At 64.8% G+C, this 15,184-nt stretch carries 11 protein-coding genes; 10 read left to right on the top strand and 1 reads right to left on the bottom strand.

All coding sequences use genetic code 11. The features are described from left to right. Window positions 1-111: 111 nt before the first annotated feature. Genes HW090_RS08085 through HW090_RS08070 form a run of 4 tightly spaced genes read left to right on the top strand, consistent with a single transcriptional unit; the run spans window position 112 to window position 8,122 of the window. Window positions 112-1,521 carry a TolC family outer membrane protein gene (locus HW090_RS08085; RefSeq protein ID WP_179113032.1) on the top strand — a complete coding sequence of 470 codons (1,410 nt, stop codon included), beginning with the start codon at window positions 112-114 and terminating at the stop codon, window positions 1,519-1,521. Continuing rightward, complete coding sequence (locus tag HW090_RS08080; RefSeq protein ID WP_179113031.1) at window positions 1,518-3,689, top strand: type I secretion system permease/ATPase; 2,172 nt, start codon at window positions 1,518-1,520, stop codon at window positions 3,687-3,689. The genes HW090_RS08085 and HW090_RS08080 overlap by 4 nt, the downstream gene beginning before the upstream one ends. Continuing rightward, the gene (locus HW090_RS08075; RefSeq protein ID WP_218673567.1) at window positions 3,686-4,891 is read left to right on the top strand and encodes an HlyD family efflux transporter periplasmic adaptor subunit; all 1,206 of its coding nucleotides are present in this window, start codon (window positions 3,686-3,688) and stop codon (window positions 4,889-4,891) included. The genes HW090_RS08080 and HW090_RS08075 overlap by 4 nt, the downstream gene beginning before the upstream one ends. Window positions 4,892-4,918: 27 nt before the next feature. Then, complete coding sequence (locus HW090_RS08070; protein WP_179113030.1) at window positions 4,919-8,122, top strand: glycosyltransferase; 3,204 nt, start codon at window positions 4,919-4,921, stop codon at window positions 8,120-8,122. Window positions 8,123-8,300: 178 nt separating this feature from the next. Here the strand turns inward: HW090_RS08070 and HW090_RS18000 are convergent, their stop codons facing one another. Further along, complete coding sequence (locus HW090_RS18000; protein WP_179113029.1) at window positions 8,301-8,498, bottom strand: Flp family type IVb pilin; 198 nt, start codon at window positions 8,496-8,498, stop codon at window positions 8,301-8,303. A 257-nt stretch (window positions 8,499-8,755) separates the two neighbouring features. Between HW090_RS18000 and cpaB the strand changes: the two genes are divergently transcribed. From cpaB to HW090_RS08035, 6 genes are read left to right on the top strand one after another with little or no spacing between them, the layout of a single operon-like run. After that, window positions 8,756-9,712 carry a Flp pilus assembly protein CpaB gene (cpaB, locus tag HW090_RS08060; RefSeq protein ID WP_179113028.1) on the top strand — a complete coding sequence of 319 codons (957 nt, stop codon included), beginning with the start codon at window positions 8,756-8,758 and terminating at the stop codon, window positions 9,710-9,712. A 14-nt stretch (window positions 9,713-9,726) separates the two neighbouring features. Next, on the top strand, window positions 9,727-10,971 hold the full coding sequence (locus HW090_RS08055) for a type II and III secretion system protein family protein (protein ID WP_179113027.1): 1,245 nt from the start codon (window positions 9,727-9,729) through the stop codon (window positions 10,969-10,971). A gap of 14 nt (window positions 10,972-10,985) precedes the next feature. Continuing rightward, a complete protein-coding gene (locus HW090_RS08050; RefSeq protein ID WP_179113026.1) occupies window positions 10,986-12,164 on the top strand; it encodes a pilus assembly protein in 1,179 nt (392 codons plus the stop codon). Continuing rightward, window positions 12,161-13,417 (top strand): CpaF family protein, encoded by a 1,257-nt coding sequence (locus HW090_RS08045; RefSeq protein WP_179113025.1) that lies wholly within the window; start codon window positions 12,161-12,163, stop codon window positions 13,415-13,417. Before HW090_RS08050 ends, HW090_RS08045 begins: the two co-directional genes overlap by 4 nt. Continuing rightward, window positions 13,414-14,289, top strand: a complete 876-nt coding sequence (locus tag HW090_RS08040; protein WP_179113024.1) for a type II secretion system F family protein — start codon at window positions 13,414-13,416, stop codon at window positions 14,287-14,289. The genes HW090_RS08045 and HW090_RS08040 overlap by 4 nt, the downstream gene beginning before the upstream one ends. Continuing rightward, a complete protein-coding gene (locus HW090_RS08035; RefSeq protein ID WP_179113023.1) occupies window positions 14,286-15,182 on the top strand; it encodes a type II secretion system F family protein in 897 nt (298 codons plus the stop codon). Before HW090_RS08040 ends, HW090_RS08035 begins: the two co-directional genes overlap by 4 nt. Window positions 15,183-15,184 lie beyond the last annotated feature (2 nt).

Raw genomic sequence — 15,184 nt, 5'->3', positions numbered from 1 at the left:
AATATATCCAGGATGGTGAGTCGCGTGCGCGGTACTGACAGGTCATCGAGCAACACCGCGATGGCAGGGCCGATGCGGCTTCGACGGCCTGTCGGGAAATGGGCCAGGAGCATGCCGCTCCTGGCCTTCTTGCTGTCTGGCATGGCACTGCCGTTGTACGTCCAAGGCGAGCCTGACGATTCGTCGATCATTAGCCCGGCCGCCCTGGATAGCCGGCTTTCCAGCCAGTTGCCCGGTTTTACTTTCGCCCCTCAGGAGGATGATCGGTCGAGCCTGGCCCCGGCCATGCTGGACATCGGCATGGCGGTGGAGCGTGCGGTGCAGTGGCACCCGGCGATCGCCGAGGCGGTGGGCAGCCTGTTGATGCAGGGTGAGCAGATCAACGTCGAGCGGGCACGTTATTACCCACAGGTCAGTGGTGGTTTCCAGGCGGGCTACGACAGTGCCTATGAAGGCAATGGCTTCAGCCCTTCCTTCGTGCTTTCCGCATCCCAGATGCTCTATGACTTCGGCAAGGTGTCCAGCGCCGTGCGTTCGGCCGAGTCGGGCATGCTGGAGCAGCAGGCCAATGTACTGCTGAGCATCGACCAGGTGACCTACGAGGTAGGCCAGGCGCTGCTGGAGGTCCAGCGCTACCAGAACCTCCTGCGGATCGCCGACGAACAGGCGGGCGGCCTGGAGACGGTCGCTGACCTGGCCCGGGACCGCAGCGCCAAGGGCGCCAGCTCCCGTTCGGATGTGGTGCAGAGCGAGGCGCGGGTCAGCGGGGCGCGCTCCCTGCAATTGCAATACCAGGCGCAACTGGAGCGCTGGCGAGGCTCACTGGCCAACCAACTGGGTTGGCCGGCTGTCATGGCCGTGTCCGATGCCTTCCCCGATGCCATCGACGATTACTGCGCTGCGGAGCCCTCCGCGACGCAACTGGTTCCGAGCCTGCTGGCGGCCCAGGCGCAGCGCAGCCAGGCGATGGCACGGTTGCAGAGTGCGCGCGCCCAGTCGTTGCCGACCATCTCCCTCGATCCGTCGCTGACCCACTATCTGAACGACAACCACACCACCAGCAACAACAGTGACCGAACCCGGCATGGCATCTTCCTCAACGTGAACATGCCGCTGTACCAGGGCGGCGCACTGTCCGCCCAGAAGCGCGCCGCCAGCCACGCCCTGGAGTCGGCGGACGCGGCATTGCGCAATGCCAGCCTGCAGTCGCGCAAGAACCTGCAAGAGGCGCGCAGCCAGACCTTCAGCCTGCGTGGCAACCTCAAGGTGCTGCAGAATCGCTATGCGCTCAGCGAGCAGACCCGCGACCTCTACTACCAGCAATACCTGCAACTGGGCACGCGGCCCTTGCTCGACCTGCTCAACTCCGAGCAGGAGATCCACCAATCCCGTTTCGACTGGCAGAACATCCTGTCCGATCTGCGCCAGTTGCAACTGACCTGTCTCTACAACAGTGGCGCCCTGCGCAGCGCCTTCGGCCTGGATGGCCGGCGCATCCAGGGTGTGGAGGTACGGCCATGAACGCGCTGGAACAGGAGCCGGACGTCGAAGAGCGCCCGGCAGGCAACCAGGATGCCTGGGTCGAGGCGATCATCGCGGTGGCTCGCCACTATCGACTGGACTGTTCGGAGGAAAACCTGCGTCTGGCGGCCCGCTGGAATATCGCCTCCGGGGCCGATGCCTGCCGGACCCTGGTGGCACGACAGGCCGGGCTGGGGCTGCGTTTCACCTCGCTGGACGCAGGGAGCCTGTCTGCCTGGCGCCTGCCCATGGTGGTGGAAATGACCGATGGCCAGGTCGGGGTGCTGGAGTCGCTGGACGCCGAGGGAACGGTCGGCCTGCGCCTGGTGGGCGACCAGGGCTTGCCGACCTCACTGCCCAGGGCCGAGTTTCTCGCCGGGGTGCGGCGTGCCGCCATCCTGCGCCCGCTGGGCGGTCGGCGCGACAGCCGGGTGGACGGTTATATCGAGGCATACCGCAAGCACTGGTTGTGGCGCATCGTGTTGCGCGACCTGCGGCCCTATGGGCATGTCATGCTGGCTTCGCTGCTGATCAACGCCCTGGGCCTGGCGGGCGTGATCTTCTCCATGCAGGTCTACGACCGGGTGATTCCCGCCGAATCGATGCCGACCCTGTACGTGTTGTTCAGCGGTGTGCTGCTGGCGGCGCTGTTCGCTTTCGTCATGCGCCAGACGCGCAACCATGTCACGGACATTCTCGGCAAACGAGCGGACATGCGGGTGTCGGACAGGGTCTTCGGCCACGCCATACGCCTGCGTAACTCGGCGCGTCCGCGCTCCACGGGCAGCTTCATCTCGCAACTGCGCGAACTGGAGCAGGTGCGCGAGCTGATCACCTCCAGCACCGTCGGCGCGGTGGCCGACCTGCCGTTCTTCCTGCTGTTCCTGCTGGTGTTCTGGCTGATCGCACCGGCGCTGGCATGGATTCCGCTGGCCGCTGTGGTGCTGATGCTGTTGCCCGGACTGCTGGCACAGCGGGCGTTGGGCCAGCGGGCCCAGGCTTCGATGCGTGAATCGTCGCTGCGCAACGCCTTGCTGGTGGAGACGGTGCAGGGCCTGGAAGACATCAAGGCCATGCAGGCCGAGGACCGTATCCAGCAGCAGTGGAACCACTACAACGCCGAGACGGCCCACTCGGGCATGGCCATGAAGCGCCTGGTGCATGGCCTGAACAACTGGAGCCAGACCATCCAGGGCACGGTGTTCGCCGTGGTGGTGCTGTTCGGGGCGCCCCTGGTGATGGCCGGCGACATGACCACCGGCTCGCTGGTGGCCGCCAGCATCCTGTCCTCGCGGATGCTGGCACCGCTCGGGCAACTGACCCAGGTGCTCAACCGCTGGCAGCAGGCGCGGGTGGCGATCCGCAGCCTGGACAACATCATGCAGTTGCCGCTGGACCGCCCCGAGGCCGGCAGCGGTGTGCAGCGCCCGGTCCTGCGCGGGGACTATCTGTTCAAGGACGCCAGCTTCCGCTACAGCCCGGATGCGCCCGCGCTGGCCTTGCAGGTGGCGAAGCTGGAGATTCGCGCCGGTGAGCGGATCGCCGTGCTCGGGCGCAACGGTGCGGGCAAGTCGAGCCTGTTGCAGGCATTGGCGGGTGGCATCGACCTGGTCGACGGCAGCCTGCGCCTGGACGGCATCGCCATGCCGCACCTGGACCCGGCCGACGTGCGCCGCGATGTCGGCCTGCTGACGCAGAATGCCCGGCTGTTCCACGGCAGCCTGCGCGACAACCTGACCCTGGGCGCGCCCCTCGCCAGCGATGAGGCGATCGTCGAGGCGCTGGGCATGAGCGGTGCCGCCGATTTTCTCGCGCGCTTGCCGCAGGGGCTCGAATACCCGGTGATGGAAGGTGGCGTGGGGCTGTCCGGCGGCCAGCGGCAATCCCTGTTGCTGGCCCGCCTGCTGCTGCGCCAGCCGAACATCCTGTTGCTGGATGAGCCGACGGCCTCCCTGGACGACAACACCGAGCAGCAATTCCTCGACCGCCTGGGCGACTGGATCGGCGGGCGCACCCTGGTGGTTGCCACGCACCGGCTGGCGGTGCTGCGCCTGGTCGAGCGGGTGATCGTGGTCGAGTCCGGGCGTATTCTGTTGGATGCGCCGAAGGAGCAGGCCATCGCCCGCCTGTCACGCACGACGCCCCTGGCAGAGCGGAGCAAGGCATGAGCAGATCACCCTCACCGTCCTGGAGCGCGATGATGGAGCTGGAGGAATTGCACGGCGTGGATGACACGCGCCTGTCCGGCTCGTTGCGCATCATCCTGCTGTGTGTGGCGGCCCTGGCGGCCTTCGTCCTCTGGGCCTGGTTCGCCGAGCTGGACGAGGTCTCCACCGGCACCGGCAAGGTGATTCCCAGTTCCCGCGAGCAAGTGGTGCAGACGCTGGAAGGCGGCATCCTCGCCGAGCTGCGGGTGGCCGAAGGGGATATCGTCGAGGCCGGCCAGGTGCTGGCGCGCCTCGACCCGACCCTGACCGAGTCCACCGTCGGCGAGAGCGCCGCCCGCCAGCGCGCCGCCATGGCCAGCCTGGCACGCCTGCAGGCCGAGGTGAACCAGTCGGCGCTGGCCTTCCCGGAAGCGCTGCACGCCTTTCCCGCGCTGATCGCGGCCGAGACACGGCTGTACCAGAGCCGTCGCAAGCGCCTGGACGAATCGCTGTCGGGCCTCCATCAGTCGCTGTCGCTGGTGCGCCGAGAGCTGGCGATCACCGAGTCTCTGGCCGCTGGCGGTGCCGCCAGTAACGTGGAAGTGCTACGCCTGCGGCGCCAGCAGTCCGAGCTACAACTCAAGGCGGTGGAGCTGCGCTCGCAGTACGTGGTGCAGGCGCGGGAGGAAATGGCCAAGGCCAGTGCCGAGGTCGATACGCTGGACTCGGTGCTCAAAGGGCGCTCCGACTCGCTGCAACGCCTGACCCACCGCTCGCCGGTGCGCGGCATCGTCAAGGACATCGCCATCACCACCATCGGCGGTGTCATTGCTCCGAACGGGCAGTTGATGCAGATCGTGCCGCTGGACGAGCGGTTGCTGATCGAGGCACGCATTTCCCCGCGCGACATCGCCTTCATCCATCCGCAACAGAAGGCGCTGGTGAAGATCACCGCCTATGACTACGCCATCTACGGCGGGCTGGAGGGGCAGGTGGTGACGATCTCGCCGGACACCATCCAGGACGAGGTCAAGCCGGACAACTTCTACTACCGGGTGTATATCCGCACCCAGAGCGACTACCTGGAAAACAGCGCCGGCAAGCGTTTTTCCATCGTGCCGGGGATGATTTCCAGCGTCGACATCAAGACCGGGCAGAAGACCGTCATGGATTATCTGATCAAGCCGTTCAACCGGGGCCGCGAGGCCCTGCGCGAGCGCTGATAGCGTCTGGCGGGACAAGGAGCGTACATGTCGTTGAGTGACCTGCTGGCCAGGGTTCGGCCATTGCTGGACGGTATCGAGGTGCAGTCGCCGCACTGCACGCTGTTCTTCAGTGCCAGCGACGGTACGCAGCGAGCCCATGTGCAGATCGTCAGGGCGGCGGACCTGGGGCAGGCCTGGGCCGTGGGTACAGCGCGGCTGCGACGTTGGCAGCGGCAGAGCGGCGTGCGGCCTGTGTGGCTGCGGGTGGATCGGGTCGACCAGGTGCGCGAGTGGAGCTGGGCACAGCTGGAGGCCTGCCTGCGCACGACCAAGCGCAATTACCTGAGGTACGGCCTGGCCCTGACGGAAGATTTTTCCATCGCTCTGCTGGAAGAGGAACTCGGCGCCAATGCCCTGCTGTACGACAACCGTTTCGAGCATGCCGTGGCCAATGACGCCAACCTCGCTCGCTATGCCAAGCAGCGCTTTGGTCGGGCACTGTCCTGGCCGCAACGGGCGGACGAGCCGATCTGGACCTTCACCACCCGCGCCGTGTTCGCTGATGCCCGTTGCGTCCACCTTATCGAGCACCAGGGGCCGTACGCCGGCTACCGCCAGGTGCCGGACTGGGGCGAGCGCCTGGTACGGGCCCTGATCGACAGCGCCACGGACTACCTGGCGCGCCAGGTCACGGCCAGCGGTGCCTATGACTATGGCTGGTTTCCCTGTTTCGACCGGCCCATCCCGACCTACAACGCCTTGCGCCACGCCAGCTCCACCTATGCCTTGCTGGAGGGCTGGGAGCTGGAGCGTCTGCCGGCGCAGTTGCAGGCCATCGAGCGGGCACTGGATTACCTGCAACGTCGCCTGATCCATCCCCATGTACTGGCGGACGGCAGCCAGGCGGCGTTCCTGCGCGACACCGGCGACGAGATCAAGCTGGGCGGCAACGCGGTCAGCATCCTGGCACTGGTGAAGTACACCGAACTGACCGGCAACCGGCGCTACCTGCCGCTGATGGAGGCGCTGGCCCGGGGCATCCTGTTCATGCAGAAGCCGGACAGCGGTGCATTCGTGCATGTGCTCGATTGCCCCGGACTGTCCGTCAAGGAAGAGACGCGCATCATCTATTACGACGGCGAGGCCGCGTTCGCCCTGGTCCGGCTCTATGGCCTGACCCAGGACGAGCGCTGGCTGGCGGCGGTCGAACGGGCCTTCGACCATTTCATCGCTGCCCGCCACTGGCAGGCCCACGACCATTGGCTGGGCTATTGCGTGAACGAGCTGACACGCTATCGGCCACGCGCGCGCTATTACCGTTTCGGCCTGGACAATGTGCGCGATCACCTGGGGTTCGTGCTCGAACGCATCACCACCTACCCGACGCTGCTGGAGCTGATGATGGCGGCGCGGAGCATGATCGAGCGTATCCAGGGCGACCCGCAGATGGTCCACCTGCTGGATGGCTTCGACCTGAAAACCTTCCAGCGAGCGCTGGAGCATCGGGCGCGCTACCTGCTCAACGGTTTCTTCTGGCCGGAGCTGGCGATGTTCTTCCAGAACCCTGGGCGAATCGTCGGCAGTTGCTTCATTCGCCATCACAGCTACCGGGTGCGCATCGACGATGTCGAGCACTACCTGTCCGGCTACGTGGCCTACTGGAAATACCTGGGGCAAGCGGACACTGGGCGGGCGTTGGCGGATGCCCCTGTGGCAGACGCTTCTGTGCCCGAAGGAGAGGATCGCCACTGCTATTTCTGCAATGAGGATTTCGGTACGCGCCTGACCGGCATCGAGCGCTCTGCGCTCAAGCGCGCCAATCTGTTCGTGAAGCACCTGGGGATCGTGCCCAGGGTCCTCAGCCTCAAGCTCAATCTGTCGGTGATGGAGAACTGGGCGCACTACCAGCGCATTGGTTGGGTGGATGAGCGGGTGGCGTTGTTCAACCTCTACGAAGACCTCCTGCGGATAGCCGAAGGCGAAGGCCTGCCACCGGCCACGTTGCCCTGGCAGCCAGGCTGGACGCAGCAAGCGGTGGCGCAGCGCGCGCACCTGCGTGTGCATGACGAGCAGGGGCGGCTGCTGATGTATGTGGTCTGGCGTGATGAGAACCGGCAGCGACTGGCCTATATCAACCACTTCGCCCAGGGCAAGAAGATCCGCCGCGACCACTTCAATCGCTTTGGGCAACTGGCGCTTTCACAGCAGCTCGATGAGCAGGGTCGTGTGGTGCGCGAGGATGGTTTCACGCCACAGGGGCGTGTGCGTCTGATTCGGTTCTGGCAGGCGCAGAGTGGCAGCCTCACGCGCATCCTGTTGCTCAACGAAGATGGCTTGCCCCATGCGAGTTTCGATGCTGAAGACGGTCTTGCCGGCTGGTGGCTGACGCGCCTGGTCGCCACGCAGGACAATGTATTCCTGATCGACAAACACCGTGCCTGGTATCGGCCCCTGTGCGAATTGAAGCGGCAGCGGCGGCAACGTCTGGTGTCCATCATCCACAGTTGCCATATAGGCGCGGGGCAGGATGACCTGTTGACCGGGCGGCTAAACGGCCATTACCGCGCCGCCCTGACCGGTCAGGACGTGGATGCCTGTGTGGTGCTGACCGCGCAGCAGCGCGATGACCTGCGGCTGCGCTTTCCCCAGGCCTCCTATGCGTTGAAGGCGATTCCCCACCTCGGCGAACGGGTGGCACGGGTGGACTTCCATTCGCGTGATCCCGACCTGCTGGTGGCCTTCGTGCGCCTGGCGGTGGAAAAACGCATCGAGGACATGCTGCAGATCATGGTCAGGTTGCTGCAACGGCATCCGGGCAAGCGCTTGCATATCTATGGCGAAGGCGATCAACGTCAGGCGATCAAGGCGCAGATCGATGCATTGGGTTTGCAGGGGCAGGTCAGATTGATGGGGTACGTCGAGAACGTCGGGGACATCCTCGATCGGGCGAGTTTCTCCCTGCTCACCAGCCGCCGCGAGGCGTTCTCCCTGGCGGTTCAGGAAAGCCTGAACCACGGCTGCCCGGTGCTGGCTTATGACATTCCCTACGGGCCGGCGAGCATGATCGAGCACGGGCGCAATGGGTTATTGATTGCCGATGGGGATATCGAAGTGGCTGCCCAAATGTTGGGTGAGGTCATTTCCGCGCCAGAACGGTTGCAGACCATGTCACAGGAAGCTTATGAACGGGGTTGTATCGATGAAAACCGTATATTGGAAAGTTGGCGTGAAGTCATCACGTGCTATTGATTTTGGTGGCGTAATTAATTAATGGCTATAACGCCAGGCTGGTTTTCGCTCAGCGTGTTTCTTATTCGTCGATAATACGTAGGATGGGTTGAGCCGAAGGTGATACCAATCATTGCGGTCTTGATAACCCGTTAAATGATGGGTGTCGCTACGCTCGACCCATCCTGCGTATTTTTGATTACGCTGAGGCCGCGCTTAAGTCCGTGCTGATTTTCTCGAATATCTCTTTTACATCAGTTCCTATCGCTGCTGCGGCTGCGATAATTACTACGGCAATAAGTCCCGCAATAATCCCATACTCAATAGCCGAAGCCCCGTCCTCGCGCTTCAGAAACAGCCTGCTTTTTATATAGCACAGCGTAATGAGATCTTTCATGGCGTACGTCCTTGAGGGTATCTGTCGAGTCTTGATTGTTGGCCATTAAATGTAACGCGTAAATAGTATTATCCGACTATATCCAAGTGCATATATGGACGGTTCTGCACGATGAAGTAGCATCGTGTTGCCAGTGCCGCTGGGGCCGTGAACGACCGGCCAGGTTGGCTGTCGGTATCCTTGGGCGCGTCATGCGCACCAGGCAGGCCTGGAAGTTTTCCGGTGATGCGGGCTGGATATGCAGGGAGAGCAGTCTTATGAGTGGTCGCGCCAATCTTTTCCTTTCTCTGGTGCTGTTCGTGGCAGCCCTGTTCGCGGGTTATTGGGGGCTTGCGCTGAGCCGCGTACCCGCGCCGGAAGACCGTCTTCCCGCCAGTACTGAAACCACCATGCCGTCGTTCGAGCAGGTGCGTGAACGTGTCGAGCAGGAGCAGCGCAAACCTGTCGTCGTGTTCGTCCGAGGCATTCGTCCTCATGTGGCGCTGGTGGCGGAAGACCTCGCCATCGAGCAATTGCGCATCGTGCCCGTGGGCAGTTTCTCCACCGTCGAGGAACTGGTCGGGCGCAGTGTCTGGTTTGATATTCCCGCCGGAACCCTGGCCCACGGCAGCCACTTCGAACAGGGCGGCCCGCTGTCGCGGATGATCCGTCCCAATGAGCGTGCCCTGGCGATTGCCGTGGACGAGGTGATCGGCGTGGGAGGTCATGTGACCCCCGGCGATTATGTCGACCTGCTGCTCTATGCCAAGAAAACCGATGACAACCCCGAGCAGACCGCCCAGGTGGTGGTGCCTGGCCTGCGTGTACTCAGCTACGGCAAGGCGCTGGGCACCTCCCTCGACGGTAAGCCGGTGCAACCGGTGGTGGACGAGGCCGAGAAGGGCAAGGAGGCCGCGACCGCTCGCCGGGATGCGCCGCGCACGGTGGTGCTGGCGGTGCCCGAGGTGCTGGTGACGCGCTTTATGCTGGCCTCGGGGGCGGGCACGTTGCGCCTGGCCGTGCGCAGTGCCGACGAACAACTGTTGGCCAAACACTATGCGGGCGCACCCACCGCCAGGGACGTGGATGAAATGGCCCGGCAACTGATTCGCTTCGAAAAGTTGGCGGCGCGCCCCGTTGCCCGCCCGGCTCCCTCGAAGTCTGCGGCAGCGCCTGCACGTTCCAATGCGATCGAGGTGCACCGAGGCGCCGAGGTTTCCCGGCAGAACTTCTGAACGAAGGACCGATCATGAGCGAGATAAGCCGTATGTCACGCATGGGATGGCTGTTGGCGGGGTGCTGTGCACTGGTTGGGGTGGCCCAGGCTGCGCCGCCGCCGGGCTGTGCGGGGTTGCAGGCCGAGGCGGCGACCCTGGAGATCGCCCAGGGCATGCAGCAGGAACTGCGCCTACCGGTGCCGATCAAGCGGCTGGCGGTGGGCGATCCGGCGGTGGCGGACGTCAACCTGACCAGCCGTGACGCTTTCCTGCTGGTCGGTCGGCAGGGCGGGGTGACCAACCTGAGCATCTGGACCGACTGCTCCAGCGTGCCACGCCAGAGCATGGTGTTCGTACGCGGGGCGGCGGTGCAGGCACTGGCCAATCCGCCCCAGCTCCAGCGCTATGAGTCACTGCCCAGCCAGGTGCAGGCCGATGTGCGTTTTGTCGAGGTCAGTCGGACCAAGGTCAAAGAGGTTGGCATTCGTCTGTTTGGCACCTCTTCGAATAACTTCCTGTTTGGCTCCCCTGGCAGTAATACGCTGCCCTCCGTTCCTGTCGGTGGGATTGGTGGCGTCACGACTTCTACGCCGCTGGTCGAGAGCGGTTTTAATATTCTTTTTGGTGGTGGCAGTCGTCAGTTCCTCATGGCCCTGAACGCTTTGGAGGGCAGCGGCTTCGCCTATACCCTGGCGCGTCCGAGCCTGGTGGCCCTCAGTGGCCAGACCGCCAGCTTCCTGGCCGGGGGCGAAGTACCGATCCCGGTGCCGAGTACCGGTAGCGATACCATCAGCATCGAATACAAGGAATTCGGTGTCCGCCTGAGCCTGACACCGACGGTGATCGACCGGGGACGCATCACCCTGAAAGTGGCGCCCGAGGTCAGCGAGCTGGATTACACCAACGGTGTGGTGATCCAGGGCATCACGGTGCCAGCGTTGCTGGTTCGGCGTACCGACACCACCGTGTCCCTGGCCGATGGGGAGAGCTTCGTCATCGGTGGGCTGATCAACACCCGCAACCAGTCGGTGGTGGAGAAGCTGCCGGGGCTGGGCAGCGTTCCGGTGCTGGGGGCGCTGTTCCGCTCTTCGAGCATCCAGCGCGAGGACAAGGAGCTGCTGATGATCGTCACGCCCCACCTGGTCCAGCCGCTGGCCGCAGATGCCACCCTGCCGGAGTTGCCCGGTGAGGCGCTACGCCGCTATGACCCTAACGCGTTCAAGCTGCTGTTCCTCGAGGACGGTCGTTTCGACCGCTTCAACGGGCTGTCCCAATGAGTGGGGGTGTGGAGATGGACGACACCTTTCTTGTCGCGGTACGCCCGGAGACGGAAATCGACTGGCTGCAGGAGGCCCTGACGGCCCAGGGGCAATTGCTGCGGGCGGGGCAGGACCTGGATGAGTTGCTGGGCTTGCTGGATGTCACCCCGGCGCGGCTGGTGTTCGTGGAGATTTCCTTCGAGCAGAGCACGTCCCAGTGCTCGCTGATCGAGGGCTTGCTGGAGGCGCGCCCGCTGGTCTCGGTGGTGGCCATCGGCGACGGTTTCGACAATCAACTGGTGATTGGCGCGATGCGCGCCGGCGCTCGCGACTTCATTTCCTACGGTCTGCGCGGCAGTGAGATCGGCGGGCTGGTCCGGCGCTTGTGCCAACGCCTGCCAGCCCTGCCGGAACGGCGCGGACAAGGGCGCATCAGCCTGTTCTACAGCGCCGATGCCGATGCCGATGCGGGGCTGATCGTCAGTCAGGTGGCACATGCCGTGGCGCTGTGCGGTCGGCCGACGCTGCTGGTGGACATCGGCATGCCGCCCGGCGAGGGGCTGCAATCGCTGGGGGTGGAGGCGACCTTCAGCTTCGGCGATGCCTTGCGCAATATCCGCAGGCTGGACGCCGGCCTGATCGAAAGCGCCTTCGCCCGCCATCCCACAGGCCTGCGCCTGCTCGGGCTGGTGGCTGCCGATGGGCCGATCGCCCAGTACGGTTCGGCGGAACTCTACCTGCTGCTGGGCGTGCTGCGGCAGAACTTCGCCCAGGTCATCATCAACCTGTGCGGGCAGCCGCCGAGCGATGCGGTGCGCACCTTGCTGATCAACTCGCAGAAGCTCTACTGGTATGCGGACCAGAGCGTGTCGGGCTGCCGGCGCAACCTGGAGCAGATTCGCCACTGGCAGGAGCGCGGCGTGAATCTGGAAGCGGCGCAACTGGTGGTTGACCGCTACCTCGACAACGTGGCGCCGGACGCCCAGTCGCTGCTGCACACCTTCGAACTGCAATGCGTGCACGCGTTGCCCCAGGAAAGCGAACTGCGCCTGGCCGCGCGCAACCAGGGGCAGGCGCTGGCCGAGCGGGCGCCGCGAAATGCCCTGAGCCGGGCACTGGGGCGCCTGGCCCTGGGCGTGGCGGAAGGGTGCGAGGGCTGTCGCCAGGGCGCGACGGTGATGCAGCGTCTGTTCGAGAGGATGCGCGGATGAACGGGGCGGGTGTCGGGCCGGCCACGGGCAATGAGGCCCTGGCACTGAAGTCGGCGTTGCACCGGCACATCATCGAGGCGCTGGAGGACGAGAGCGAGAACCTGCTGGAAAGCCCCAGGCCGCTGTTGAGCCGCTTCGTCGCGGACAAGTGCGGGGAGTACATCAGGCGCCGGCAACTGGCGATATCGCGCTACGAGGTCGACCAACTGACCGAGGAACTGGTCGACGAACTGACCGGTTTCGGCCCGCTGGAGGTGCTGCTGCGGGACGCGAGCGTGACGGAGATCCTCGTCAACGGCCCGCTGAACATCTTTATCGAGCGAGCCGGCGTGCTGCACCAGAGTGGCTTGCGCTTCATGGATGACAGCCACTTGCTGCGGGTTATCCAGCGCATCCTGGCGCCGCTCGGGCGGCGGCTGGACGAATCGTCGCCGATGGTCGATGCGCGCTTGCCCGATGGCAGCCGGGTGAATGCGGTGATTCCGCCGGTGGCGCTGGACGGCCCTTGCCTGTCGGTGCGCAAGTTCCGCAAGGACATGCACAAGGGCGCCGACCTGCTGGCCTCGCGCTCCCTCAGTGTGGAGATGCTGGATTTTCTCGAATTCGCCGTGCAGCGGCGCAGCAACATTCTGGTCAGCGGCGGCACGGGCACCGGCAAGACCACCTTGCTGAACCTGCTGAGCCAGTTCATTTCGCCCCGTGAGCGTATCGTCACCATCGAGGACACCGCCGAACTGCAACTGGGGCATGCCCATGTGGTGCGCCTGGAAACACGCCCGCCGAACGCCGATGGCCACGGCGAAGTGACGGCGCGCGCCCTGGTGCGCAATGCCCTGCGCATGCGCCCGGACCGCATCATCCTGGGCGAGATTCGCGGTGTGGAAGTGCTCGACGTGCTGGCGGCGATGAACACCGGGCACGACGGCTCCATGAGTACCCTGCATGCCAACAGCGCCCAGGATGCCCTGCTGCGGCTGGAGAGCCTGGTGGGCATGTCCGGCATCCAGGTACCCGAGCGCACCATGCGCCAGACCATCTGCGCCGCCATCGACATGGTGGTGCAATTGACCCGGCTGGCCGATGGCCGCCGTTGTGTCAGCGAGATTCTCGAAGTGGTCGATGTGCGCGAGGGCATCTTCGTCACCAACACCCTGTTCCGCCTGGACCGGCGCAACCAGAACCTGTTCCTGCGCGAGGCGGCGAACCCTGCGAGCGAGAAGCTGCGCGGCGAGCATGCGGGAGGCATCCGATGACGCCGCTGCTCGGGTTGCTGGCCCTGGTGCTGCTGGCCTGGGCGCTGCTGCTGTGGCGCCGTGGCCGTCGCCAGGTGGCGTCCGTGCAGATGCTGGGGCGCTTGCAGGAGTCCGACCCCGAGCGGCGCACGCTGCGCTTCCCCTGGTTGCAGCGTGAACTGCTGCGGGCCGGGCTGGATATGCAGAGCCTCAGTGTACGGCTCGTGCCGTTCTTCCTGTTGGCGGTGCTGGCGTTGAGCGCACTGTTGGGAAACTGGCCGTTGTTCATCCTGATCCTGCTACTGGCGCCGGTATTGCTGCGGATCTGGCTGACACTGCGGTACCGCCGGCGCCTGCAGCGGATGGTCGAGCAGTTGCCGACGCTGCTCGACCAGGTGATACGCAGCCTGAAATCCGGACGTACCCTGGCCGATGGCTTGCTGACAGCCATGCAGGACAGCACCGAACCGATGCGCTCGGCCTTCGCACGGACATCGCGCAACGTGCTGCGGGGCATGCCGCTGGAGGAGGCCATGGATGATTTCGCCGATCTCTACGAGCGTGACGAGCTGCGCATCCTGGCGCTGGGCGTGCGAGTCAACCAGCGTTATGGCGGCAACGCCAGCGACCTGCTGGCGAGCCTGATCGTGCTGATTCGCGACCGCGAGAAGGGCTCCAGGCAGTTGCGTGCGCTGACCGGGGAGACCCGCATCACCGCCTACCTGCTCGGCGCTTTGCCAGTCGCCCTGGCCTGCTACATCTTCCTCACCAATCCGGCGTTCATCCTCGGTATGTGGAACGACCCCTCCGGGCAATGGGTGCTGATGTTCTCGGCTTTGTTCCAGGTCGTCGGCAGCCTGTTGCTGTGGCGCATGATGAGGAGCATCGCATGAACCCCCTGTTGCTCTGCTCCCTGCTGTTGCTCTGCGCTTCCTTCCTGCTGGCGCGCAGCTACCTGCGCGAGCGGATACAGATGCGGCAGGTCAGTCAGCGCATCGGTCAGAGCGGTGTGCGTGGTGCTGCACAGGGCAATGCCGTGTTGCGCGATTTGCAGGGCGGCGTACTGCTGGCCAGGGTCGGTCGGCTGGACGGAGATACCCGGCAACTGCTCGACCGCCTGGGCTGGCGCCGTCCGGGCCAGCGCATGCTGTTCAGTGCCGTGCAACTGGGGTTCCCGGTATTGCTGGCGTTGCTGGTGATCATCGTCCAGTGGCTGTCAGTCGGGCACCACCCGCAGGCCTGGATGGCGATCCTGTTCGCGCTGGGGCTCGGCTACCTGCTACCCAAGCGCTGGCTGGTGCGTGCCGTGGCCAGCCGTCAGCAGCGCCTGGCGCTGGATGTGTCGACGATGCTGCCGGTGTTGCGCATTCTCTTCGAAGTGGGCATGACGGTGGAGCAGGCCCTGCGTGTGCTGGTGCAGGAAAGTGCGCGGATCGTCCCGGAACTGTCGACGGAGTTGCGCCAGGTCCTGACGCGGGTGGATGCCGGACTCGAACTGGGCGACGAATTGCACCAGGCCGCGCAATTGCTGGATGTGCCCGAGGTGACGGACAGCTTCGCCATCCTCGAGCAACTGATCCACCAGGGTGGCGGGGCGATGGCGTCCCTGCAGGCGATGAAGTCGATCCTCGACGATCGACGCATGACCAGCTTGCAGGAGCGGGTCTCGAAGATGTCGGCGAAGATGTCGATGGTCATGATGCTGTTTCTGTTTCCGGCTTTGCTGATGGTCCTGGCGGGGCCGGGGTTCATCGCAATCATCCGGGCATTGGGGAGTATGGGATGAAG

Source organism: Pseudomonas sp. ABC1, from assembly GCF_013395055.1.
Lineage (GTDB): Bacteria > Pseudomonadota > Gammaproteobacteria > Pseudomonadales > Pseudomonadaceae > Stutzerimonas.
Note: the sequence above shows the minus strand (reverse complement) of the source record. Positions and strands in the feature narration are given on the sequence as shown.